The organism is Pseudomonas sp. A39 (assembly GCF_058145955.1).
Map to the genome: position 1 here is coordinate 66,806 of NZ_JBYVMD010000012.1, position 24,509 is coordinate 91,314.

Annotated in this window: 22 protein-coding genes; 5 read left to right on the plus strand and 17 right to left on the minus strand. The window is 57.1% G+C overall.

Translation table 11 applies throughout. The features are described from left to right. Positions 1-30: 30 nt before the first annotated feature. From AC3ZU9_RS12080 to AC3ZU9_RS12100, 5 genes are all read right to left on the minus strand, one after another. Positions 31-1,188 (minus strand): serine hydrolase domain-containing protein, encoded by a 1,158-nt coding sequence (locus AC3ZU9_RS12080; RefSeq protein WP_490090775.1) that lies wholly within the window; start codon positions 1,186-1,188, stop codon positions 31-33. 185 nt (positions 1,189-1,373) lie between these two features. Further along, positions 1,374-1,565 (minus strand): hypothetical protein, encoded by a 192-nt coding sequence (locus AC3ZU9_RS12085; RefSeq protein WP_490090776.1) that lies wholly within the window; start codon positions 1,563-1,565, stop codon positions 1,374-1,376. Positions 1,566-1,728: 163 nt separating this feature from the next. Further along, positions 1,729-2,301 (minus strand): isochorismatase family protein, encoded by a 573-nt coding sequence (locus AC3ZU9_RS12090; protein ID WP_490090777.1) that lies wholly within the window; start codon positions 2,299-2,301, stop codon positions 1,729-1,731. 343 nt (positions 2,302-2,644) lie between these two features. After that, the gene (locus tag AC3ZU9_RS12095) at positions 2,645-3,787 is read right to left on the minus strand and encodes a pectate lyase family protein (RefSeq protein ID WP_490090778.1); all 1,143 of its coding nucleotides are present in this window, start codon (positions 3,785-3,787) and stop codon (positions 2,645-2,647) included. Between the two features lie 481 nt (positions 3,788-4,268). Beyond that, complete coding sequence (locus AC3ZU9_RS12100; RefSeq protein ID WP_490090779.1) at positions 4,269-4,979, minus strand: Crp/Fnr family transcriptional regulator; 711 nt, start codon at positions 4,977-4,979, stop codon at positions 4,269-4,271. A 112-nt stretch (positions 4,980-5,091) separates the two neighbouring features. Here AC3ZU9_RS12100 and AC3ZU9_RS12105 point away from each other — a divergent pair, with 112 nt between their 5' ends. The 4 genes from AC3ZU9_RS12105 to AC3ZU9_RS12120 all read left to right on the plus strand — a co-directional run bounded on the left by AC3ZU9_RS12105 (position 5,092) and on the right by AC3ZU9_RS12120 (position 10,556). Beyond that, on the plus strand, positions 5,092-6,693 hold the full coding sequence (locus tag AC3ZU9_RS12105; protein ID WP_490090780.1) for a phytoene desaturase family protein: 1,602 nt from the start codon (positions 5,092-5,094) through the stop codon (positions 6,691-6,693). A 457-nt stretch (positions 6,694-7,150) separates the two neighbouring features. Beyond that, positions 7,151-8,734 carry a methyl-accepting chemotaxis protein gene (locus tag AC3ZU9_RS12110; RefSeq protein ID WP_490090781.1) on the plus strand — a complete coding sequence of 528 codons (1,584 nt, stop codon included), beginning with the start codon at positions 7,151-7,153 and terminating at the stop codon, positions 8,732-8,734. A 175-nt stretch (positions 8,735-8,909) separates the two neighbouring features. Then, positions 8,910-9,587 carry a YkgJ family cysteine cluster protein gene (locus AC3ZU9_RS12115; RefSeq protein ID WP_490090782.1) on the plus strand — a complete coding sequence of 226 codons (678 nt, stop codon included), beginning with the start codon at positions 8,910-8,912 and terminating at the stop codon, positions 9,585-9,587. 636 nt (positions 9,588-10,223) lie between these two features. Beyond that, complete coding sequence (locus AC3ZU9_RS12120) at positions 10,224-10,556, plus strand: Arm DNA-binding domain-containing protein (protein WP_093545047.1); 333 nt, start codon at positions 10,224-10,226, stop codon at positions 10,554-10,556. On the opposite strand, the gene AC3ZU9_RS12125 is transcribed toward AC3ZU9_RS12120, so the two are convergent. The 12 genes from AC3ZU9_RS12125 to AC3ZU9_RS12180 form a co-directional block, all read right to left on the minus strand. Next, positions 10,550-11,020 (minus strand): bifunctional diaminohydroxyphosphoribosylaminopyrimidine deaminase/5-amino-6-(5-phosphoribosylamino)uracil reductase RibD, encoded by a 471-nt coding sequence (locus tag AC3ZU9_RS12125; RefSeq protein WP_093545050.1) that lies wholly within the window; start codon positions 11,018-11,020, stop codon positions 10,550-10,552. The genes AC3ZU9_RS12120 and AC3ZU9_RS12125 overlap by 7 nt on opposite strands. Positions 11,021-11,078: 58 nt before the next feature. Further along, a complete protein-coding gene (locus tag AC3ZU9_RS12130) occupies positions 11,079-11,249 on the minus strand; it encodes a histidine phosphatase family protein (RefSeq protein ID WP_318185188.1) in 171 nt (56 codons plus the stop codon). A gap of 382 nt (positions 11,250-11,631) precedes the next feature. Next, entirely contained in the window at positions 11,632-11,931 is a 300-nt protein-coding gene (locus tag AC3ZU9_RS12135) for a hypothetical protein (protein ID WP_122811086.1), read from the minus strand. Between the two features lie 9 nt (positions 11,932-11,940). Further along, positions 11,941-12,564: a LysE family translocator gene (locus AC3ZU9_RS12140; protein WP_012723429.1), complete on the minus strand. Its 624-nt coding sequence runs from the start codon at positions 12,562-12,564 to the stop codon at positions 11,941-11,943. Between the two features lie 51 nt (positions 12,565-12,615). Further along, a complete protein-coding gene (locus AC3ZU9_RS12145; protein ID WP_490090783.1) occupies positions 12,616-13,920 on the minus strand; it encodes a SidA/IucD/PvdA family monooxygenase in 1,305 nt (434 codons plus the stop codon). A gap of 10 nt (positions 13,921-13,930) precedes the next feature. After that, positions 13,931-14,398 carry a GNAT family N-acetyltransferase gene (locus tag AC3ZU9_RS12150; RefSeq protein ID WP_122811084.1) on the minus strand — a complete coding sequence of 156 codons (468 nt, stop codon included), beginning with the start codon at positions 14,396-14,398 and terminating at the stop codon, positions 13,931-13,933. Next, positions 14,395-15,648, minus strand: coding sequence for a diaminobutyrate--2-oxoglutarate transaminase (gene ectB / locus AC3ZU9_RS12155; protein WP_490090798.1), 1,254 nt, complete (start codon positions 15,646-15,648; stop codon positions 14,395-14,397). The genes AC3ZU9_RS12150 and ectB overlap by 4 nt, the downstream gene beginning before the upstream one ends. Before the next feature lie 511 nt (positions 15,649-16,159). Then, positions 16,160-17,476 (minus strand): amidohydrolase, encoded by a 1,317-nt coding sequence (locus AC3ZU9_RS12160; protein ID WP_490090784.1) that lies wholly within the window; start codon positions 17,474-17,476, stop codon positions 16,160-16,162. A gap of 9 nt (positions 17,477-17,485) precedes the next feature. Beyond that, on the minus strand, positions 17,486-18,670 hold the full coding sequence (locus tag AC3ZU9_RS12165) for an acyl-CoA dehydrogenase family protein (protein ID WP_122811081.1): 1,185 nt from the start codon (positions 18,668-18,670) through the stop codon (positions 17,486-17,488). Between the two features lie 20 nt (positions 18,671-18,690). Next, positions 18,691-20,004, minus strand: coding sequence for an MFS transporter (locus AC3ZU9_RS12170; RefSeq protein WP_224795859.1), 1,314 nt, complete (start codon positions 20,002-20,004; stop codon positions 18,691-18,693). After that, on the minus strand, positions 20,004-22,529 hold the full coding sequence (locus AC3ZU9_RS12175; protein ID WP_122811079.1) for a TonB-dependent receptor plug domain-containing protein: 2,526 nt from the start codon (positions 22,527-22,529) through the stop codon (positions 20,004-20,006). Before AC3ZU9_RS12175 ends, AC3ZU9_RS12170 begins: the two co-directional genes overlap by 1 nt. A gap of 105 nt (positions 22,530-22,634) precedes the next feature. Beyond that, positions 22,635-23,336 carry an enoyl-CoA hydratase/isomerase family protein gene (locus AC3ZU9_RS12180; protein ID WP_122811078.1) on the minus strand — a complete coding sequence of 234 codons (702 nt, stop codon included), beginning with the start codon at positions 23,334-23,336 and terminating at the stop codon, positions 22,635-22,637. Positions 23,337-23,484: 148 nt separating this feature from the next. On the opposite strand from AC3ZU9_RS12180, the gene AC3ZU9_RS12185 reads away from it, so the two are divergent. Beyond that, positions 23,485-24,507 carry an alcohol dehydrogenase catalytic domain-containing protein gene (locus AC3ZU9_RS12185; RefSeq protein WP_122811077.1) on the plus strand — a complete coding sequence of 341 codons (1,023 nt, stop codon included), beginning with the start codon at positions 23,485-23,487 and terminating at the stop codon, positions 24,505-24,507. Positions 24,508-24,509 lie beyond the last annotated feature (2 nt).

A 24,509-nucleotide genomic window follows, 5' to 3' on the forward strand; every position in this document is an offset into this window, starting at 1 on the left:
TCTTTGAATCCAAGTCAGTGTTACAGATGGTCAGTGTGCGCTATGGCCATACACGGCATCACGAACGGCCACTGGAAACGCCCCCGACATGCCTTCGAACGCTGTATTGGTCAGCGCGACGACGCTCAATTTGTTCGCGGGGTCCAGGAACCAGGAGTGTCCATAAACGCCGCCCCATTGCAGCGTGCCCTGGCCTTGAGGTGAGTCTGACTGGCTGGCATCGGCGAGTACCGCCCAGCCATAGCCGAAGCCCCAGCCAGGCCCTTGGGTCTGCGTATGCGCCCCGACCTGGTCCTGCATCATCATACGCAACGTCCCCGGTTCAAGTAGCGGGGCGCCGCCGGTACGCAGGGTTTCCAGAAAGCACAGCATGTCACCTGCAGTACCTGCCATGCCGGCGCCACCAGAATGGTAGGAGTGCGGGTCCAGGATCCGGCTGGGTGCAAATGTCACAGCACCTTGAAAGCCTGGAATATTCAGGGGTACCGCCATTGCGTCGGTCAGTTCGACAGGTTCGTGTACCCCATCCGCATAGGGCTTCACCAACCTGGACAGATCCTTCACCCCGAACCCCGTATCGGACAGACCCAGAGGGCCCGTTACGCGTTTTTGCAGGATATCGCCCAGGTATTCGCCTTCGACCCTTTCGAGCACAGCACCCAATACGTCGATCGCCAACGAATAATTCCAGCGTTCGCCGGGAGCGAACAGCAGCGACGCCGCATTCAGTCGAGCCAGGTTTTCATCGAGCTTCAAGCCCGGCTGGTCAAGCCCGTCGGAAATGTTCAGTTGATGATACTCGCTGCCCTCGGGCAAGCCGAATCTGTACCCCAAGCCGCTGGTATGCGTCAGTAACTGATGCAGGGTAATGGTGGGTTCGCTGCCATCCACCAAGCGCGGTCGAAAGTTCGGTAGATAACGCGTCACGGGTGCATTCAATGCCAGGCGGCCTGCCTCGACCAAGCTCATTACTGCGGCGCAGACCAGAGGCTTGGTAAGGGACGAAAGCCGAAAAATACTGTCCTCACGCATCGCAATACGGGCTTCGCGATCAGCTTGGCCGGCCGCGCGGTGATAGACCAACTCGCCATCACGGCTGACGAGCACCACCGTTCCCACCACACGATGTTGAGCAAGTGCATGCTCTATCACGCTGTCCAGGCGGGTGGTAATGGATGAATGCGGCATGACAGAACTCTCCCTGAGCAGCACCTGATGGATTCTTTAGAGGGTCCCTAGGGACCAGGAGACACCAGCAGAGCGCTGATGAATATTTGGAAAGGGGGGGCATACGCGACATATTTTATAGTGATCGATACAAATGATGTCAAGCATTGAAAGCCTAGCGCTGAGCCAGGCTCTTATTCTGCAAATTATGGTTTTGAGGGCAACAGCTCATCTAGGTCACCGCGCTCGAGGAGTTCCTTGTATTTCACAGCGTCACTTTCTTTGTGATAAATACCCACGAGAATATCCCCTTGATAGACATCCCACATATCGACGATGTGGTCCGCAGAGTCGTGTGGCATCTTGGTTTGCTCGCGCAGCTTGATAGTTATTATCATGTTATGCACTCCAGAGTGAGAGTTTTAAATTTATCTAAGAACTGGATATCGGCGCGTATTCTGATCACGACGCTCATCTCTTTGATGCATGCCGTGGATGAGCCGGTCCCGGTTATTGAAATACCACCGCCTTATCCGGCGATAGGTCCGGCAGCGGCAAGTATCAATAATCCAGTATGTGAATCAATTTAGTACCGGTCGGGCTGGTCCAATCGATCGCTAGTTCCGCGATGATCTGGTCGACCGTCGTGATGATTGCGCCGGCCTGCTCCATGCGCCGTATTGCGATATTGTCACCGTACAATGTATGCGACGCCGAGGTGTCAGCCGAGACCTGCACCTCATAGCCTTCCTCCAGAAGCTGGAGTACCGGGTAGAGCACGCACACTTCGGTCGCAATGCCACTCACGAACAGCTTCTTACGCCCCGTCGCGCGGACAGCGCTGGCGAAGTTTTCGTCATGCATGGCGTTGACGATACCGCCGCGCTTGATTCGTGCTTCATATTGCACGGGCAGGATGTCCTGGAGCTGCTGAAGCAGTGGGCCCTGAAAATTTGTTTCCTGGCTGGAAGTCAGAACCGTCGGCAGGTCGATCGCTGCGGCGATCTTCGCGAGCTTCAAGGTATTCGATATCAGCAGGTTGATGTCGTGCGAATGGGTGAAGCCGATCGTGCCGACCTGATGATCGATCAGAAGAAGAGCGCTGTTTTCCGGATTGAAGGCAGACTTGTGCATGATTTTCTTCGCATGGTTTGGAGGTGCCAAGAAGCGTAAATCCTGCCTTATAAAAGCGGTAGATGGGTTGATTGGGTTGAACTCATCCATTTGTGGTGTGAATTATTTAGAAGCGGTTTGTAATCGGTCTTAGACAACGTTGCCACTGTGCGAGAAATGGCGGTGGGCTCAACGGCTCGCTCATCCCACTCCAGAGGCGCCCCTCGGTTAGGGCGTTCATCGATATTCGGGCTGATATAGAAACTGACGCCCGGTATGTGATCGCAGAAAACATCCACCTGTTTCACACGCAAAAAAGCCCTCGTCGCCGAGGGCTTAAAATTTACTGGTTTGAACCGTTCCCTCAGATTTTACCCGCGCCAGCCTTGGCCTTCACGTCGGCAGGCACTTTGTCTGCTGCCAGTGGGGTGTAGCTGTAAGGCGGGGTCCAGCCGATATCCGGGCTCCAGGAGCAGGTAAGCGCGCTGCCATTGAGTATTGAGCCTTGGTCGCGATAGACGCTGCCTTCATAATCCCCGGCGATTTTTTCGCAACCGCTGATGCCATTGATCTCGAACGCGTTCCTTTCGGAGAAGATTTTCGAGCCCTTGCCAACACCATGCGCGTATACATATGGATAGATTTTGTCGCTGGTGCTACCCACATGATAGTTGTTGTACAGGTGCACCTGGCCGAAGCGCACGCGCGGGGCGCGTGAGGAGATATTCTCGAATAAGGTATTGTGGATCGTCACCTTGAGCTTGCCGTCATCGGTGGTGTCCGTGTCACTGGAACCGATCAGGTTGTTCTTCTCATGGGACTTGAATACCGAATACGAAATGGTGACGAAGTTAGCCTCCTTTTTTACGTCCAGCGCGCCGTCGTGGTGCTGCTTGGGCCGGCCATTTTCGGTACCGTTCTGATCATCGGTGCGGCGGCCATCGGTGAAGGTGACATGGTCGATCCACACGTTGCTGGCTTTTTCGATGGTCAGGCTGTCGTATTCTGAGTTCCAGTTACCGGCCTTGCCATCTGTAGGCGCCCATTTCGGCTCAGGGTCCCACGGGTTTTCGATGGTGAGGTTACGGATAATGACGTCGTTTTCCTTGGCGTAAAGGTACCCTTCACGGATCTCTGCATTGCTGCCAATACCGACAATCGTGGTCTTGCCTGGAATATCCAGTCGGGCTCGTACCTTCATATCATCGGTTTTGACATAAGGCTTGCCTTCGCTGATGTCAATGACCCCGGTGATTTTGATGATACGGCCGTTGCTCCCCACGCTTGCTTTGAGCGCGGCTTTGAACTCTGCAGCATTTTTTACCGTATAGATGTTATTTGCCGCCGCTCTGGAGCCACCCTTGGTACCACCGTTCAGAGTGGCGAAACCAGTCGTGGCTGCATCCAGCCAAATGTCGGCGGCATGTGCGGGTAGGCTGGACAGCAACAGTGAACCGACGATAGCGCTGGCCAGTTTGCAGGGAGAGAAGGTTGAGGGTTTGGCCATGATTAATCAGATCCTTGATTAACTTGAGTAGTAACCGCGCCGTGACCCGGCACGTTTCTCGAGCGGACGTCCTTGTCGCCATTGCAGCGAATCGAACGTCCGCTACGTGAGAATGCTATCACGTGAACCTGTGCGCTGTCGTAAAATCAGAATGAGCTGGATTGGTATTTACTTGTGAAATTCAGCTACTCATTTTTGATGACTTATAATCATCATTTCTCAATGCAAAACTGTTCTGATTCGTCGCTTTCCGATTTTGTCGGCTATAGGTTTGAACCATCATCCTGAAACCGCAAAGAAGGTCCTGTTGGTTAGCCCGTCGGACACCTCGGGAATAAAGGCTTGAAGCTTGAAGAGGCGAAAACGCAGTATCCGACACATGCCGATGGCTGACTACCATGGCATTCGCGGAGAGATACTCCGCACCACAGTCGTGGGTGAGGTGCCGTCCCGATGATAGCTCCGGAAGGACACTCCCGAGTCAAGACTTTACGCCATTGGCATGCAGCAAAAGGCCAGGTAAATCAATGATGCCGACCTCTCGGTAGCGTTGCGCGATAAAGCCCTCAAGCTCCAACTCATGCAGAGCTGCATTTATGCTTTGCCGGCTGCTGCCCATCATGTAGGCCAACTGCTCTTGCGAGACGCTTAGATCAATTGAAGGCGACTGCGGGCGGGAGCCGAAACCATGGGCCATGAGCCAGAGTCGGCGTGCCAGGCGCCTATGCAATGAGCCCCGTTCGGCAACGACCTGATAAGTAACCCGCAGTTTGGCGACGCTCAGTCGAGCAATGTCCTGCCAGTACTTCGGATGCTCGTTGAGCCAGTCGAGGAAAGGTTGGAGCTCGAGGGTCAATACCGTGGTAGGGCCATCTGCAAATGCATCGTGGTGCCGTGCCAATCCGTCAATCAGACAGGCATCGCCAAACCAATGTCCGGGCTCGAGATACACCAGTAAGGAGGCTGCTCCGTCGGCCTCTGCATTCTCGACGGACACCGCCCCTCGCAGAACGCAGAACAGGGCATGGGTCGGCAGATCACCCTGGCGATACAACGCTTCTCCCGAGTCAAGCTGCCGTGCTCGCGCCTGCGCGAGCAGTGCTGTCTGCAGAACTGAATCACAGCTGGAAAACCACGCGTCTCCACAAACAGTGCTGAGCCAGGTGCCCAAGTAGTGCTCGGAGGAAGTCATCTGTTCGGGCCTCACCAAAGTTCAAGTTCTTGACAGACGCATCGTCCACATCGGAATAGCGTGCTCTGCATCCATCATTTCTCGATAACAACACCAACAAGAGCGGCGATAGATGATCAACGATAATGACAGAAGCTACAAACGAGCACGCGCGAGTGGAGCGCTCGACCAACGTTTCGACGCCATCGTCATTGGCTCTGGAGCGGGCAGCCTGACGTCGGCCGCACTATTGGCATTGGACGGCAAGCGCGTATTGGTGCTGGAGCGTCATGCTGTCGCAGGCGGCTGTCTCCAGGTATTCAAGCGCCCCGGGTTTGAGTGGGATGTGGGTTTGCACTATGTCGGTGAAGTCCATCGACCAGGAACGCTGACCTCATTGTTTGCCAAGGTTACTCGCGAAAAAATCCAATGGGCAAAAATGCCCGACATCTATAACCGGATTGCCGTGGGTGACGAGGTCTTCGAATACCACGCGGGCGGGGAGGCTTTCAAAGCGCGGATGAAGGAGTACTTCCCCGCCGAGGCGTTGGCTATTGACCGCTACATCGACCTCGTTAAGCAGGTCAGTCGCCCTGCGGCAGTGTTTCTGGGGGCGCGCGCACTGCCACCTGCAATGGCCGACGCCGCGTTCGATCAGGTGGCACCGACATTCATGCCATACGCATCCCGGACCGCACTTGATGTACTGCGCGAACTCACCGACAACGAAACCCTGATTGCGGTGCTGTGCGGTCACTTTGGTGACTATGCTGCCTTGCCGAGCGAGGCCTCGTTTGCTGCGCATGCCGCCGTTATTCGACATTACCTGGACGGTGCCAGCTACCCGATCGGGGGGGCGCAAGTGATCGCGGACGCAATGATTGAAACCATCACGGAGGCAGGAGGGCGTGTGCTGGTCGCTGCTGAGGTGACTGAAGTTGTCGAAAGGAATGGCCGTGCGTTGGGTGTCAGGATGGCCGATGGCGAAATAATTGAGGCTCCCCTCGTGATCAGTGGAATTGGCATCCGTCAGACGCTACGACTACTGCCGGACACCAATAAAAGCGTGGCTGAATTGCGCCGTACTGCCGAGGCAGCGCAGTCGTCATTGCCTGCAGTTGTCCTAAATCTCGGCCTTGACGCGAGCAATGCGTCGCTTGAGGTTGGGCCAGCCAATATCTGGACTCACCAAAGCGCTCGGCAGCACGAAGACTGGCAGCACTATTTGGCCGACTCCGAGCTCCGCCCCATGCCGCTGCATTTCATCTCCCAACCGTCCGCCAAAGACCCGACCTGGCCCGAGCGTTATCCCGATCGTTGCACGATGGATATTTGCAGTTTTACCGATTGGAGCCTCTGGCAACGTTTCACCGACACTCAATGGAAACGTCGTGGCGATGCCTATGAGGAACTAAAGGCTCGCCTGACCGAGGAAATGCTAGAACAGGTCTATCGCTTTTATCCCAAGGCTCGCGGACACGTCGTTCATAGCGAGTTAGCCACACCGATCAGCTTCAACCACTTCTTGGGGCGTAGTCATGGTGACTTTATGTCGTTCACGCCGACACCGGATCGTTACGCTCAGCGGTGGACACGTGCACACAGTCCGGTGAAAGGGTTGTTGTTCAGCGGCCAGGACGTGGCCATGGGCGGGGTGAGTGGTGCAATGGTAGGTGGGTTGCTTGCTGCTTCTGCTGCGTTGGAGCGCGATTTGATGCGCGAACTGCGTGTCTAATCTTTTTTCTTTTTTTTGTTATCAGGAATGCATCATGATCCCTATCACTGTTGCCTATGTATCTGGATTGACAGAGGCAGAATTCCCGAAGGACTGTTCTCGATGAGGTATTAACACTTCGAGCGAGAGATTGATAAGTGTCATTTGTGGAAGAGTGAAATCCAAAAATACACCTTATGGGTGAATCGCAACACGCATATCATCGTCGTGTTGTAGATCAAATAGTACGACACGATCAAAAAATTCATAAAAACCGCAAAAGAGTGGGCGCGCTACGCGTTGATAACGTGGGCCGAACATCGCGTGACGGATAAAGTCAATATAAGTTGTGTAGAAGGTGAAATGATTTATTTATAATAAATGGCGCAGCTGTGGCCGTTAAAGTGGACATGGATGTTGGCTGGAGTGGCTGTTCTGGCTCATCCTTTAATCGTATTTAAAAAAGGGATTCGCGCAGATGATTAATTCGGTTGCACAAGTACTGGTTGATATTAGCGTCCGTTCGAAATTGACTTTGGGCTTTCTGTTGGTACTCACGCTAACTGTACTGACCGCAGTCGTAGGGTGGAGTGGGTTTGAGAAGTTGGCGGCGCGCAGTAATAAGTTGATTGACATCTCCGTGCTCAATGAAGTGGCGCGTGATATGCGCAATGCGCGCTTGAGGTACGCACTCAGCCCAGATTCCGCTCGCGCTGAAGCTGTTATTAAAGTAATGGATGATTTGAATCTTAAAATAGACGCACTAAAATTTATATTTGCCGACGATGTCGATCAGCGCTGGGTGAGTGTTGCGGATACTTCAGTTGAGAACTATCGAAATCATTTTCAAGACTTCGTGCACGCCATTGAGGCCCGTAATGATGCGAGCTCTAATAGCGCTCAAATAGCCTTGGATGAGGATATAAAAAGTATTCTTGAGTCCAGTGGGCAATTGTCGAAAAATCAGTCGAGCAAACGCGATCAGGAAATTAACTTCGCCAATCAGATGCTTGTCGGTATGACGGCGTTGGCACTTGTACTGGGTTTTTTAGCAGCATGGCTGATCACTAACTTGATCGTTGGTCCGTTAAAAGAGGCACTTCAGAGTGCAGAGCTGGTGGCCAACGGCGACTTAAGTCACGACATCAAAATATCTCGACGTGATGAATTAGGACAGTTGCAAATCAGTCTGCGAAAAATGACTTTGAACCTACGAGAGCTGATGAGTGATTTGCGCGATGGTGTCATACAAATTTCTAGCGCGGCTGAAGAATTGTCTGCCGTCACTGAGCAGACCAGCGCTGGCGTTAACAGTCAAAAGTTTGAAACTGACCAGGTCGTGAAAGCAATGAACGAGATGGTTGCGACCGTGCAGGAAGTTGCGCGCAGTACCGAGGAGGCTTCGACTGCCGCGCTCAGCGCTGGCAATGAAGCTCGTGAAAGCGACAAAGTAGTCACTCAGGCGATTGAAAAAATAACTGATCTAGACTTGGAATTTGGCCACTCGACGAATGCAATGGCTGAGCTTAAGCGAGAAAGTGACAAGATCGGAACGGTACTGGACGTTATAAAGTCAGTGGCCCAGCAGACTAACCTGTTAGCGTTGAACGCTGCCATTGAAGCAGCGCGTGCCGGCGAGGCAGGGCGCGGTTTCGCTGTAGTCGCTGATGAAGTTCGCAGCTTGGCTCAGCGAACTCAGTCCTCCACTGAGGAAATCGAGACTCTGATTGGTGGCCTGCATAGACGAACGCAGGAAGTCGCAGATACCTTGGAGAAAAGTTGCGCGCTCACCAGCAGTAGCGTCGAGCTCACTCGTCGTACGGGTACGTCACTCATTAAAATTACCCGTTTGGTCGCTACGGTCGAGTCCATGAACTTGCAAATTGCTGCTGCATCGGAACAGCAAAGCGCTGTTGCAGATGAGATCAATCTTAGTGTGTTGAATGTGAGAGAGGTTTCCGAACAAACTGCTGCTGCCAGTGAGGAGACTGCCGCTTCTAGTATCGAGCTTGCTCGACTTGGCGTGCATCTCCAAACACTCGTTGGCAAGTTTAAGGTCTGATGACGGTAGGCGTTGTTATTGCCTCCATGTTATAGGCTGCGCAATCACATTGAGTGGATGAACTTGTTCGACAGTCGTAGTAAATAGTAAAACCTCTCGGATGTCATATGAAAAACACGACAGTACGTTTGCGTGCAATGGCTGCGGCGTTTGTTGCAAAGGGCGATTGATTCCATTGACCTTGGAAGAGTCCAGGCGGTGGCTACAGCGCGGTCACGACGTTGCAGTGATTCTTGAGGCGTTCGACAAGTCCTATTGGCAAACAGAACCTGAAAAGCGCGCCCACAATATTGGACGCTCTGCACGGGTGGATAGTAGTGGTGTAAAAATCAATATCATCGCAATCTTCGCCGCTAATGCGCTTGACCAGTGCCCAAATCTTGATGATCAGGAACGGTGTGGTATTTATCATGAGCGACCTCTGGTGTGCCGCATTTATCCGATGGAAATCTCACCTTTTATCGTATTGGACCCGCTAAATAAGGTCTGCCTACCGGAAACTTTGGAGGCGGGGGATGTTATTGTTTCTGACTCTGGAGTTGCCACGGGCTTGGCTGATCAAATTGAACAGTCTAAAACTGCGGACAGGCTTGATGCGAGGGCGAAGGTGTCTATTTGCGAGTCCATGAATATGACAGTGGCGGCATGGAAAGAAGATGCCTTTGCTGTGTACCTCCCTGAGAGGAATGAGTTGATGGACGCGATAAGTCGCAACGACGAAGGGCTCGAGCCTGGAAGAGCAGTTTCCTGGAGCGTCCGGACGAGCAGTCAGGCGCGACGAGAGTCTCTAGCTCAGTCTGGGGTGCTGCTCGATAATTCAGTGTCGTCCGACTATATTTTTCATGAGCTTTAAAGCTGATCATTGAGCGCCCAAACCTTCTCGAGCAGTTCTGCAAAGGTAAAGCTCACGAATGTGTACATGCAGTCGGCCACCTTTATTGATCGCGAGTTAAGGTCAACGCAGGTTGCCGTGGATGTTAAATTCCGAGGAGCACGGTATACAGCAGCTCCACGACCGGATCGTCTCTCTTTGGCAGGTCCTGTACGGATTTCACTCAGTCAGTATGTGTTCAGGTGTTGTGAGGCTCCTTGTCGTCCAATTGGCGGTGGGTCCAATCAAATTGCATAGTCCGAGACCACATTTTCTTGGCCCTTAATACACCCCAAAAACAAGTCCAGAATTGAGTCTTTTCCTGCTCCGGCAAGAAAAGAAACCCTTTAGATTTCAATGGGTCGGACGCCAGATGCGAGTCTCGTTTCCCGCTCCAAAATTTGATCCACAGATGTCCACTGGACGCTGGGGTCCACGAAATAGACGCTTCGGCGTCTTTTTTCGTTTCTGCGGAAAACCACTGGAAACCAGGGTAATCCGGTACGAACAAGGACAGGATTAAGTACAACAGACGGGCCCGTTCGAGTCCGTATTGTAACTGGCTCCCTCGGGCCTCCAGACGAGCATCGGGTGTTGACTCTCCAACAGGAGCTCGCCATGCCTCTCTCAGAATTCACCGTTCGGCATGCTCGAACTATTGGTAAAAACTACACCCTCGGCGACTTCGACGGTCTATCCCTCTGGGTGACCAAAGCGGGCGGTAAGCTGTGGCTGTTCCGCTACTATTGGGAAGGGCGCCAGCAACGCATGTCCTTTGGGGCGTATCCTGACGTTAGCCTGAAACACGCACGTGAGCGTCGTGACGAAGCGCGCGAGCTATTGGCCGAAAACATCAACCCCTGCGCGCACCGAAAGCAGGCGCGCCAAGAAGCTGAAGCCGAAGTAAAGTGTGTCAATTTTAGATCGGCACTTGGGTCAACGATTTACTGATCATTGCGATCCGACGATCCAAGCGGTTTGCTTACCAAAAAATCAGCTAAGTCCTCAGCAGCTTCCTCCGCCAATAAGCCGACAATGACTGTAATGCCTGCATCGCGCAGCATCCTTATGCCTGCTCCCGAGTTTCTCGGATCGGGATCAAGCAACCCAACAAACACTGTCTCGACTCCGCTGTTTATCAGTGCCAGAGCACATGACGGCGTTCGACCATGAAAGGAGCATGGCTCAAGCGTGACAAAAGCAGTCACTGCGGAGCATTCATTCGTTAATCGGCTTAACGCCATCGCTTCCGCGTGATGGAACCCCGGTGCCTGCGTATAGCCTTGGCTAATCACCATGTTGTCCTGTACCAGTACGCAACCTACTGGCGGGTTTGGAAGGCACTCAGGTAAGGCTAAACGCCCTTGGGCAAGAGCAAGCTGCATGAAATCGGTATTGGAGAGAGTGTTAGGCATATTCGATTAGATCTCATCCTAGTTAGCCAACGCTCTTGCCTCAGCTTGAGTCAAACCCTCAAAAACCCCGACATCCCGTTCTCGGAAACACGCCATTATCTCGACTGAGAGCTTCAGCCTGCTGCCGCCCCAATTCGATCAGCCCTGGATCAAGCGAACCGAGGTAGCGCTGTTCGGCATTGGCCCAGGTTTCCCCGTGCCGTACGAGGTATAAATACATGAGATCCATCTCAGCGTTAAACGTGGGAACTGTATCAACTCCAAACCGCTTGGGGCTGTTTTGACGAGTCTGGTACGGAACGCTTAAAACTGAACAGCAAGCTCTACTCAATGCCTGTTAAATACGCTTGCCCAGCAGCCAGTACCGTCGCTGCCCGACGACGCTCGGTGAACGAACTGGCTTTATCTTTCGTCCTTGATAGCAACTAGGCAGGTGTGGAAACCTCGTTTTACGTACACGTTTTACCCCTGAAAATTGGCCGTTTTAGCGTTTGGACCAGCCGCCCGGGAATCAGCTGTTTGGCGACATCCCGCTATGCTGGATTTAGTCCTACCGGAATGACCGGCGATTCCGGCTTTTCGCTGACCTGGGGCTTTTTCGTGGACCGGTATCAACACGCCCATTTGAAATCGTGAAAAGCCATCGCCTCCGGTGGCGCTGCCACTAAAGCTTCAATCCGGCGCCTTGTCGCTTGTAACGAGGCTGCGTAGCTTACCCCCAGGCCCAAAGCATCGATGATGGGGAAGATATCTTCAAGGCCGCAGTCGAGGATCAAGGTGGCTTCGCAATTGCTCGACAAGTTCGGTATTGGGCAGTTCAGTGGTAAGCGATCGCGGGGTAGGTCGATCAGCAGCCAACTGCGGTATTTGAAGCGCGCGCTCACGTCCTTGAGCAGATCGTTCCATTCCATGACACGGCCTCATCGACTGGCAATCAACACGGGAATCGCGTTGTTGAGGGAGAACGCCACCAGAAATACAGCCAATCCCACATCGATCTGGCGGGTGTATTTGAGAAACAGCGCCTTGATCGGGCCTTGGCCGAAGAGCAGCGAGACCAGGGAGTACCAGATGACTTCCAGGGTAGAGCACAACATCACCACCAGTACCTTTTCGAGGTCGGTACGTGGCGAAGAAAGAAAGCCGGCGTAGATGCTGATCATGAAGGCGATGGTTTTCATGTTGCTGATGTTAGTGATGACCCCCACGCGATACGCCTTGGCGAAGCTGGTGACGCCAGGTGTGGTGCTTTCGGCAGTACCGGTGTTTTTTGCCAGCACGCTTTTGATGATGCTGTAGGCGATGTACAGCAGGTACGCTGAACCACACAGGGTGGCGACCTTGGAAAAGGCCGGGTACTGATGCAGCAATGCCGCCAGGCCCAGCAAGGAAATGGTCGAGAAGAATACGCCTACGGTGCAGATCCCCAAGGTTGCACCAAGGCCGGTAGTGACCGACCCTAATGAAGAGAACCGGCTGACGATGATGAAATTCGGCCCGGGGCTTATCACCGCCAGTATGTAAATCAATGCTGCTGTAAACATGTGACCTCCTTGTATGAAGCAGCAGCCCGCGGGGCTGCTACCGGGGCTGATTCAGGCCAATGCGTGCGCCGGAGCCTCGACCTGCGCCAACTGTGCCTCTAGGGCCGAGAGAATGTGCTCCACCCGCAACGAAATCAGGCTGAACGAACCGGCGTCCCCCAGGCCATGGGAGCTTTCGCATAGACCGTTGAGGAACACCGTGGGCAGATCATCCAAAGAGGTCAGGCTGTAATCGCGATTCACCACGAGCGCGCCGTGCGCATCGGCGCGAAACCGACGGTGATAAGACGCCAGTAACGGCGGATACAACTCGCCATTTTCCTTGGCGGCAATGTCCTTGAACCCGGTGGCAAGCACCAGCGCATCCAGCTCAAGGGTCGAGTGCGTGAGTTGATTGACCTCCTTGAGCGCCAACTGCACGTGCCCTGAGGCATTAACCTGCGCCTGCTCGATGGCAATATTGTTGAGGATGTGGATGCGCTGCTTACCCTGCAACTTTTCCTCATGGATGCGCACGTACAGCGCATTGATCACATCTTCATCAGCCGAGCTGTAGTTGGTGCCTCGCAATTGTTTATCCACCCGCGCCTTGGCCTCTGGCGGCAGGTTGAAGTAGTAGTCGATGAACTCCGGGAAATACACCTTGTCGCTGAACGGGCTGGTGTCCTTGAGTCGGAAACTGAAGCTGCGGTGCAGCGAGTAGATTTCCTTGTCCGGAAACCTGGCGGTCAGGTCGAGCACAATCTCCACGGCGCTTTGGCTGGAGCCGACTACACCGATGCGCTGCACGTTCGATGGCAACCTATTGATGCGTTCAAGGTAGTGATTAAGGTGGAACACCTGCGGGCCGGACAGGCCGTCGAAAACCGCCGGGATGTTCGCCGTGCGCCCGGTACCCAATACCAGGCTGCGCCCGTAAATGACCCGCTGATTGTTATAGGTGACCTTCCATACATGCTCGCCCTGTAACAGCAACGGCTCGACACGTTGGGCGAACGCCGAGGATTCGACACTGCCGAGAAAATGCCCGGCAACCCATTTGATGTATTGCGCATACTCGCGCCGTAGCGGGTATGTCAGCGGTAGGTTGAGGTAGTCGAACAGGCGGCCAGTTTCTTTCAGGTAATTGACGAAGCCATAGCGGCTGCGCGGGTTGCGCGGCGTGACCAGGTCCCGCAACGGGTTGTTCTGGATGTCCGAGCCGCTGAGCAGCATTTCATCCTGCCAGTCCGGCGTTGGCTTGGCGTCCAGAAAGCGATAGGTCAGCGCAGAAGCTGACTCTTCCAATCCTATAGCCAGCGCCAGGTTTGAGGGGCCGAAACCAATACCCACGATATCGAAAACAGTGTCTGACATGGAAAAGCTCCTATCCCTGGATTGGCTTCAATGGAAGATGGTAATAGTGGTACGCGGTGTTTTCGATAAACCCGAAGCGCGTGTATAAGTTGCGTGCCTTAGGGTTATCGTCCGCGCCTTCAATAAATAACTGTTTGGCCCCGGTTGTCTGGGCGAACGCTTTTGCAGCATTCAATAACGCTAGGCCCACCCCCGTACTGCGTTTGGAGGCTTCGACATATAAGTCATTTAGTATCCACAGACGCTCCAGTGTGACACTTGAAAAGCTGGGGAAGAGTTGCGTAAACCCAATGACTTCATTGTTAACTTGCGCAACGATGATTATTGACTCGCCCAGAAAGAAGCGCTGTTGAATAAATGCCAGGGAGCGGGCCAGGTCGGGTGCTTCGCCATAGAACTCGCGGTATTTGTCCAGCAACGTCGCGATGGCCGCAGCGTCGTCTAGGGACGCGTGCCGGGTGATGATCGGATCGCTCATGGCGCGGTCACCTCGGCAAAGGCTTGCTTGAGTATGTGCAAGCCTTGGGTGATCTGCACGGGTTTGATCGTTAACGCCGGGAGGAACTTGAGTACCTGATTGTCGATGCCGGAGGTTTCAATGATGAGCCCGCCAGAATAGGCCTGCGCTGCAATTTTTTGCGCTAGGGCCGAGTCGTCAAACTCTATGCCCCTGAAGAACCCCCGCCCTTTGAGACGGTTAGGTGCCTTGGCGGCAAAGCCCAGGGATAACTCCTGCAACCCCTGATGCAACTGTTCTGCCTTGTCCCTGAGCACCTGGGTAAAACCCGCGTTGCTCCAGTAGTGATCGATCACCGCCTTGCCCGTGACGAATGCCAGGTTGTTGCCCCGAAATGTGCCGTTGTGCTCTCCCGGCTCCCAGACATCCAGATGGGGAGCCAACAAGACGAGGGACATGGGCAAGCCATAACCGCTGATCGATTTGGATAAGGTCACGATATCCGGGGTGACACCCAGTGCTTCGAAGCTGAAGAACTCGCCGGTGCGACCACAGCCGGCCTGGATATCGTCAATGATCAGCAGAACGTCATGCTCATGGGCGATGGCTTGTACGGCTCGTACCCAGGCGGCGGAAGCGCTGTTCACGCCGCCTTCGCCCTGCACCGTCTCTAGTACGATAGCCGCCGGTTTGTCGACCCCGCTGCCGCTGCGCAGCATGTTGGCCAGGTACAACGAGGTGTCCACACCGTCGCCGAAGTACCGGTCATAGGGCATGAACGTCACGTTGTTCAAACTGACGCCGGCCCCTGCGCGTTTACGCGGGTTGCTGGTCAGGGCGAGGCTGCCCAGGGACATGCCATGGAACGCGTTTGTAAACGCCACGACATTCTGGCGCCCGGTGTACTTGCGGGCCAGTTTGATGGCGGCCTCCACCGCGTTGGTGCCAGTGGGGCCGGGAAACTGCACTTTGTAGTGCAGTTTACGCGGTGCCAGGATCTGCTCTTCGAACGTTGTGAGGAAGGCTTTCTTGGCAGTGGTCTTGAAATCCAAGCCATGGGTGATGCCATTGTTACCGATGTAATCGAGCAGTGCTGCCTTCAAGACTGGGTTGTTATGCCCGTAGTTCAAGGCTCCTGCACCACTGAAAAAATCGATGAATACCTGGCCTTGCTCACTGGTCAAGGTTGAGCCTTCGGCGGTATGGAAGGTGGCGGTGAAGTCCCGGCAATAAGAGCGAACGTTAGATTCTTTAAGCTCGAATATATCCAGGGGCTGTGGCGCCGTAGGCGCAATTTTTGAAAACGAGTAATTCAGCGTAGCCGTCATGTCAGGTACCGTTTATCAATCCATGTTAATGGACTTACAACAGATACAGCGATTTCCCAGTGGCCATGTAGCGAATGCTGAGAAGACTTTAATCCCTTGAAGTCCGCGTGCAACTTTCATCCAGTGAAACATGACCCGCTCTGTTGGCCAGCAGGAACAATGACGTCTTTCGCTAATTAAACTAGCAGAAATTTAGGAATGAACCACTAATTATAAATTCATATGCTTATGACCCATTTTTGGATGGTTGCAATGATAGGCATGCCTGCCACCGCCGACACCTTAGGTCAATGAGGCGGATATGCCCTCACCAAGATAAATACCCTGTCGGCGCCTGTCGCAGAGGGTGCAAATCGGTACAGTCACTGCGCTACTGTCGCTCTCGCTTGAGCAGCGAGGTGCCGAGTCGGTAGAGGTCCGCGTGGTTGTGAAGTGGGGCTGATCCGTTTTTTCACTAGGACCGAGGAGCGTCAATCATGTAGCTCAACGTCATCCGACTCAGCGCCCGGATCCCCACCGCCAGGCTCGGGTCATCCACCTGGAAGCCCGGCGAATGGGTAGGCCATACGTTTTTGCCCTCCAGCGCAGGCGGTGTCACGCCCATACGCATGAAAATCCCTGGAACCTGGCGGGCGTATTCGGCGAAGTCATCGGCACCGTAAGTGCCATTGTCGATCCGCACCGGTGTGGTCGACACCTGTTGCAGCACCGGCATCAACTGGTCAACCAATGCAGTGTTGTTGTAGCCGGCGCGGTAATTGCCCGGCAGGTAGTCCACCTTGGCGGTGGCCCCCGAGGCTTCGGCGATGTGCTCGGCGGTGCGGGTCATGCGCTGCAACACGTCCTCACGTTGTTCATCGCTGACGGTGCGAATCGAACCTTCCAGGCGCACTTCGGCGGGGATGATGTTGTGGCGGTCACCGGCTTCGATACGGCCCACGGAAATTACCGGCGCCGGCAACAGGCTGAGGTTGGATTGGCGACTGGGAATGGTCTGCCAGGCCAGGATCACCTGGGCGGCGACGGGCACAGGGTCGATGCCGGTCCACGGGAAGGCCGCATGGGTCTGGCGGCCGATGATGCGCGCGACAAAGGTGTCGGCTGCCGCCGTGGTGCGTTGCCGGCTGAGCGTGAAAGTCCCCGCCGTACCCGCAGTTACGTGGATGCCGAAGATCACCGCCGGCGCGGGATTTTGCAGCGCGCCGTCCTTGATCATTAATTGCGCGCCGCCTTGTTCGCCGAGCGGCGGCCCTTCTTCGGCCGGTTGGAAGATCAGCTTGAGGGTGCCCGGCAACTGCTCGCGATGGGCCGCCAACACCTCGGCAACCCCTAGCGCCATCGCCATATGCGCATCGTGACCGCAAGCGTGCATCACCCCGACGTCCTTGCCACGGCTGCGAAAGTCAGCGCCTTCATCCTTGCTGCGCACTGTCGACGCGAACGGCAAGCCGGTTTCCTCGGTGAGCGGCAGCGCGTCCAGCTCGGCGCGAATCGCGACCACCGGGCCAGGTTTGCCGCCACGCAAAATGCCGATGACACCGGTATGCGCGATGCCGGTCTGCACCTCCAGCCCCAGTTCCCGTAGGCGTTGGGCGATGCGCTCGGCGGTGTGGAACTCGCGATTGCCCAGTTCGGGTTGTTGGTGAATCGCGTGGCGCAGCTCTATCACGCCGGGTAATGCCTGGCTAATCTGCGCGTCCAGGTCGTCCCAAGGCTCGGCGGCCGACACGGAGCCGGACAGAAGCAGCAGGGAAATCGGTAGCTTCAACATATCCAGTGCTCAGTAAGTAAACGCAATCGGCGGTGCTTTCGCGTTCAGCAAATAGTCGCCAATCGCCTTGTACTTGTAGGCCAGGGCGTCATGGGTGGTGTGGGTGCGCGCATTGCGCCAGTGGCGGTCAAAGTTGTAGCGCGACTGGGTGGTGGCGGCGCCGCCGACTTCATACAGGCGTTCGCACACGAAGAGGGCGGCGCGGGTTGAGGCGATTTTGGCTTCGGCCACGGCAATCGAAGACTTGACCAAAATAGCTTCCAATTCCTCACCCTGCGCCAACCCCTGCAACTGCGTGCGCGCGGCCAGGTCGACCGCCCCGGCGGCTTTCTCCACCAGCGCTTCGGCGCCATGGATGCGCGCGGCCAGATCGCCGAGGGTGTGCAGGATGTACGGGTCGTGGCGCGCCTGGTCCACGCCACTTTCGCGCACCGGCCGCGAGCCAGTGCGCGCCCACGCTACCGCGTCATCCAAGGCCGCCAGTCCGATGCCGACATCCAGGGCACAGTGGATCAATTGCGCACTGGCGCCGACATAGTTGCGGCGTTGATACCACTGCGCCAGCGGGATCACCTGCTCCGGGCGCACCGGCACATTTTCCAGCAAGGTCGTGCCGCTGGCGGTGACGCGCTGGCCCATGCCGTCCCAGTCATCCAGCAGCGTAATGCCCGCAGTATCGGCGGGCAGCATCACGTAGACCGCGTTGCCGGCCTCGTCCACGGCCTGGATCTTCAGCAGGTCGGCAAACAGGCAACCGGTGCTGTAGAACTTGCTGCCATTGAGCACCAGTTGATCGCCGCGATGCTCCAGGCGCGTGTGGATTTCACCGCGAAAGGTGCCGCTGCGTTCGGCAATCGCGCCAGATGACAACTGGCGCTCGGCAAAGGCACCGAGGTACTCGCGCTGCTGGTCGGAGTTGGCGATCAGGCGCAGGTGCTCGACCGTGGCGAAATGCGGAAACAACGCCTGGGCCACACTCGGATCGGCCTTGGCCAGGGTGATGAAAATCTGTGCCACCTGCAGTTGGCTGACGTCGCCGCCGCCCAGCTCAGTGGGTACCCGGGCGGCGCCCAGGCCGGATTCGCGGATCAGGTCGAGCTGCGCGTAAGGCAGGATTCTGCCGGCGTCGCGGTCGGCGGCGCCGGGTTGGATCTGCGCGGCGAGTTGGTGGGCGAGGGCAAGGTAATCGGTCATGGAAAGGTCCATCAAAGAGGTCAGGAAGCGTCGCGCAGAGCGCTGCGCGGGACGCCGAGCAACAGGGTCAAGGTGCCGCAGGCCACCAGCGCCGCCACGATATAAAGCGCCAGGCTGATGCTGCCGGTGGAGGTCTTGATCGCACCGATCATGATGGGCGTGAGCAGGCTGCTGATCTGCCCGCAGCAATTGACCAGCGCTAAGCCTGCGGCCTTGGCGTGGTCCGACAGGTAGTACGTGGGGATGGTCCAGAAAATCGCCGTGGCCACCAGGTAGCCGCTGGTCATCAGGGTCAGTACGGCGATTGCCGAGTACGGGCTGAACAGAAAGTTGGGCAGCACCAGCATTGCCAGCGCCGCCGTGAGGCCGCTCAGTGCGAAGTGCCAGCGCCGCTCCTGATTCACATCCGAATGGCGGCACGCCCACAGCATCACGCACACGCCGACCACATAGGGCAAAGCCGAGAGCAAGCCCAGTTGCCCAAGGTTGCTCACGCCTGAATCGCGAATGATCGACGGTGCCCAGATATTGGTGACGTTGCCGGTGCACATAATGGTCAGGCAGTAGGCCAGGGTGATAAACCACACCTTGCGGTCCTTCAATGCCTCGACGAAGCGCGTATGCCCGCCGGGTTTGCGCTGTAGCCGTTCACGCGCCAGGGCTTGCTCGATGGCGTGTTTTTCATCGTCGCTCAGCCACTTGGCCGAGGCCGGTTTGTCGTCCAGCCAGTACCAGGCGAACAACCCCGCGAGCACCGGCGGAATGCCGGTGATCACGAACAGCCATTGCCAGCCGGTAAAGCCGCCGACACCGGCGAAGTGCGCCATGATGCTGGTCGACAGCGGCCCGCCGATGATCCCGCACACCGCGATGGCCATGATGAAACGCGAGGTGATGCGCGCGCGGTGGCTGGCCGGGAACCAGTAGGTGAGGTACAGGATCACCCCTGGGAAGAATCCGGCTTCGGCGGCGCCCAGCAACACCCGCAGCACATAGAACTGCGCCGGGGTCTGGGCAAACGCGGTGGCGATGGTCACCAGCCCCCATAGCACCATGATGCGCATCATGGTTTTTTTCGCGCCGATCTTTTCCAGCAGCAGGTTGCTGGGAATCTCGAACAGCAGGTAACCGATGGAGAACACCCCGACGATGATGCCGAACGTGGCGTCGCTGATGTTCAGGTCGGTCTTGAACTGCAAATGCGCAAAGCTGATGTTGACCCGGTCCAGCCAATTGAGCACGAAGCACAGGAACAGGAACGGCATGATCCGCCACGCCAGTTTGCGATACAGGCGTTGGTCGAAGGTCGCCTGCGGGCGTTCGAAGTTCGTCATCACCAGCTCACGTCGACTTTAGCGAAGTAGTAGGCGCCTTCCAGGCCATAGGGCGAGTACCAGCTGTAGGTGGGGTTGTCGGTGGGGAAGAAGTAGAAGCGCTTGGCCTCATCATTCAGCTGCTGCGGGCGCCGGTCGAAGATGTTCTCGCCGCCGACGGTGACTTTCACCGCGTCGCTCAACCAGTAACCCACGCTCAGGTCGGTGATGAATGCCGGGCGAATTTTTTCATCGCGACTGGCCGAAATCTGGTTACGCCCGGTGACCTTGGAATAGCGGGTTTCCTTGAGATTCACCTCGAAATCCCCCAGTTGCCAGGCGGCATTCAGCGACGTGGTGTTTTTCGGGTAGGCCGAGGTCAGGTTGCCCTGGCGGTCACGGCCCATCACGCTGACACCGGTGCCGGCCAGTGCTGCGGGCTCCTTGATCTTCTCGATGGTTTGCAGGCTCTGATTGCTGAGCAAGGTCCATTTGGTCTTGCCGTAGCGGCCCAGGTCATAGCGGTAGTCGGCCACCAGGTCGATGCCACGGGTGCGGGTATCGGCCAGGTTGCCGAAGTACGAGACGATCTGGTTCGGGTTCAGGCCCTGGGCGGCCAGCACGTTGGAGACCGCCGTGCCTTGCAGGTTACTGGTCTGCAGGATGCGATCCTTGATGTCGATCTGGTACAGGTTGACCGTAATGTCCAGATTCTCGGTCGGTGTGGCGACAAAGCCGAGGCTGTAGTTCATCGAGCGTTCAGGCTTGAGCTCCTTGGCGCCCAGGGCCTGGCCGGCGGCGTCGTTGACGGTGACGTAGCGCGTGGTGGCCTGCTCCAGTTGCCCGGTGAGCGGGCTGGTGCGCCAGGCGGTCAGCGACGACGAATAGAACTGCTGTTGCAGGGACGGCGCGCGGAAGCCGTTGCTCACGGTGCCGCGCACGGCGAATTGCGGGGTGAACGCGTAACGCGTGGAGAACTTGCCACTGCCGGTGTCGCCGAAATCACTGTAGTGCTCGAAACGCCCGGCCAGGCTCACGTCCCATTGGTCAGTCAGGCTTTGGCTGAAGTCGACGTAGCCTGCGGTGTTGGTGCGTGAGTAGTTGTGCGCGTCGGCCGGTGTGAAACCCACCAGCCCAGGCGCGCCGGGGTTGGGGCGTTGGCCGGCGAGTGGGCTGCCGGCGGGGAACACGTAGCCGCCATCGGCATAGGAGGCGTATTCGCCGGCCTGGATCTCGAACCCATCGCGGCGGAACTCAAGGCCGGTCGACACGTTCAGCGGCTTGGCAAACAGCCCGGTATCGAACGAACGGGTCAGGTCGAGGTTATTGGTCCATTGGCTGGCGATCAGGTTGCCGCCGTCCATATCCTGAGGGCTGTTTGGTCCCAGGGACGGGTTCAGCGAACGCTCGTTGCGGGTGTTGGCGTTGTTGTAGCCGTAGCTGGTGCTCAGGTCCCAAGCCCAGCCCAGCAGGTCGTCGTTGCGCACGCCGAACACGCTTTGGAAGTCGTCTTCTTCCACCACGAAACGCGGCGAGAAACCGTCCGGGTACACCGAGACAATGTTCTGCGGCGAGTTGGCGGTGCGGTAGGTGCCCCAACTGGTGGAGTTGCGGTGGCTGAGGGTGGAGAACGAGTACAGCGTGTAGTCCTCGTTCAGCGGCAACTCGGCGTTGTAGCCGAAGTTGTAGGTTTGTGAGCGCGGCTGGCCGAGTTGCTGGCGGTAGCGGCTTTCGCTGGTCTCGCGCGGGTCGGGCTGGCCGTTCTGGCGGAAATAGATGCTGGTGCGGTCCGGCACGGCACCGGCTACGTTGGAGCTTTCCTGGAGGCCGATATCGGCGCTGAGGCTGAAAAAGCCGTCATTGGGCAGCTCGAAGCCTTGGTTGATCTGGCCCTGGCCCCGCGCACCGAAATTGCCCTTGCCGCCCACACGGTTGGCGTACTGCCCATAGAGGGCACTGCCGCTGCCGCCGGAGCGGTTGGTCTTGAGGATGATGTTGATCACCCCGGCAATCGCGTCCGAACCGTATTGCGCCGCCGCGCCGTCGCGCAGCACTTCCACGTGGTCCACCGCGGCGATGGGGATCAAGTCGAGGTCGGCGGGCGACTGGCCGCTTGAGGTGGCGGCGGTCTGCACAAAGATCAGCGACGTATTGTGGCGGCGCTTGCCGTTGACCAGCACCAGCACATGGTTGCCACCCAGGCCTCGCAAGGTCGCGGACTTGACCGACAACCCGGTGCCGCCGGTAAACCCTGCGGCATTGGTATAGGACGGCACGCTGGCGGCCAACGCATCGCGCAGGTTCTGTTTGCCTGAACGGGCGAGGTCGTCGGCGCTGATCACATCAATCGGCGCCAGGCTCTTGGCCACGGTGCGACCGCTGTCCCTGGCACCGGTGACCACCACGGTTTGCAGGGCGGTGTCACTGGCCGCCGACGGACGTGACGGATTCTCTTCAGCCTGGGCTGCCGGTTGGGCGCACAGCCCGAGGATGCCGGCGGTCAGCAGGCTGAACCTGGGACGAAAGCGAGTGTATGGGCGAGACATGGTGAGGCTCCAATGGTTAGGTGCCGCTTTCCATTCCTGGTGGTGGGAGTTCCTGACAGTACTGGGGAGGCTTATGTGTTGGCTGTTTCTAGTTATGGGTTGAGGTCAACGCCCCAGCATCACGTCCTGGCGGGCCTGGTCGACCAGTGCCATCTGCCGCAGGAGACGAGCCTTGCGTTCGGCCAGCAGCAAAGTCTTGGTCCACGCCACCGCCTTGCCGGAATGGCTGGCCAGGCGTGCGGCCAGTTCCAGCGCGCTGGCGTAGGCGTCGTCCACCACCTGGTTGACCAGGCCGATGGCCAGAGCCTCTTGGGCGTCGAATTTGCGCGCGCTGAGCATGATGTCCAGGGCCGCTGCTTCGCCTATCAGGCTGGGCAGGGTGATCGCACTGAAGCCGGACAACATGCCGTGCTGCACTTCGGGGAAGTGAAAGCGCGTGTCGTGCCGCGCAATACGGAAATCGCAATGAATCGCCAGGCTGATGCCCAGGCCCAGAGTGTGGCCGTGCAACGCGGCAATCACCGGCTTGCTCAAATCGTTGCCGACACCGGGCAGGGCACGGGCCAGGACTTCGCTGCTGACGGTCTCGCCGGTGGCCTCGATCTCCTTGAGGTCGGAACCGGCGCAAAACGCCCGCTCACCGGCGCCGCGCAGCACGATGGCGCGCACGGCGGTGTCATGCTTCGCGCGCTGCCACACCTCGGCCAGCGCATGCTTGGCCTGGCTGTCCAGTGCGTTGAGGCGCTCCTGGCGGTTGAGGGTGACCACCAGGATTCCTTCGCCAATGTTTTGATACTCGACTGTCATGGGGTGCTTTTTATCCGGTGTGAAAGAAAGACGCGATTGCCCCTTGAGGTCAGCGCCAAAGTGAGGAAAACTTAAAGGATGTGCACAATGCAAACAAGATGTTTGTTATATGAACATATTCTTATCGGGTCAAAAACGGTTATATAAAATGAAAGCCATAGTTCTAAAAGCCTTCGGCGGGCCGGAGCAATTGCAGGTCGAGGAGGTGCCGACCCCACAGGCTGGCGCGGGTGAAGTGTTGGTTAAAGTCGCCGCTGCCGGGGTTTGCCACCACGATCTGCTACATCGTGCCGGGCACTTGCCGGGGGCTCATACGGGCGTGGTGCTGGGCCATGAAGTGGCGGGGGAAGTGGTTGAGGTCGGCGCCGGCGTGCATCACCTAGCGGTCGGCGCCAGGGTCGTGGTTTATCAACGTCGTTTTTGTGGCCAGTGCCGTGACTGCCTGCGCGGCCGCCAGGACCTGTGCCGCGCCCTTGGTCTGCCGTCGGTGGATACCGAAGGCGCCTACGCCGAATACCTGCGAGTGCCGGCAATTTCCGCCATCGAACTGCCCGACGGGCTCGACTTTATCCAGGCCGCGTTGGCGTCCTGTCCCATCGGCACCAGCGTTCGCGCACTGCACGGCGAGGCGGCGCTCAAGCCCGGCGAAAGTGTGTTGATCAATGGCGCCAGCGGCGGCCTGGGGGCTCATCAGATTCAATTGGCCAAAGCCTTCGGAGCGCGGGTGATCGCTGTGACGGGCAGCGCCGACAAACGCGACTTTCTCCACCGCCTGGGGGCCGACGAGGTGATCGTCAGTGCCGGCAGCTACAGCGCCGAGGTGTGGAAACTCACGGGCAAACGCGGTGTGGACGTGGCCATGGAAAACCTTGGCAGCACCCTCGAAGACACCCTGCGCAGCATGGCCCTCGGTGGTCGCGTGGTGGTATTGGGTAACGTTGCGCCCGCCAGCGTGCCGGTCAACCCCGGCCTGTTGATTGGTCGTCGCCTACGGGTGCAGGGCTCGGGCAGTGCCACATTGGAAGAGGTACGCCTGGCGTTGGCACTCATCAAGGGCGGGCAGGTCAAGCCGCTGATCGACCGTGTGCTGGCGTTTCACCAAGTGGCCGAGGCCCACGCGCTGCTGGAATCGCGTCAGGTCCATGGGCGCATTGTGTTGAGCGGGTGGTAAGC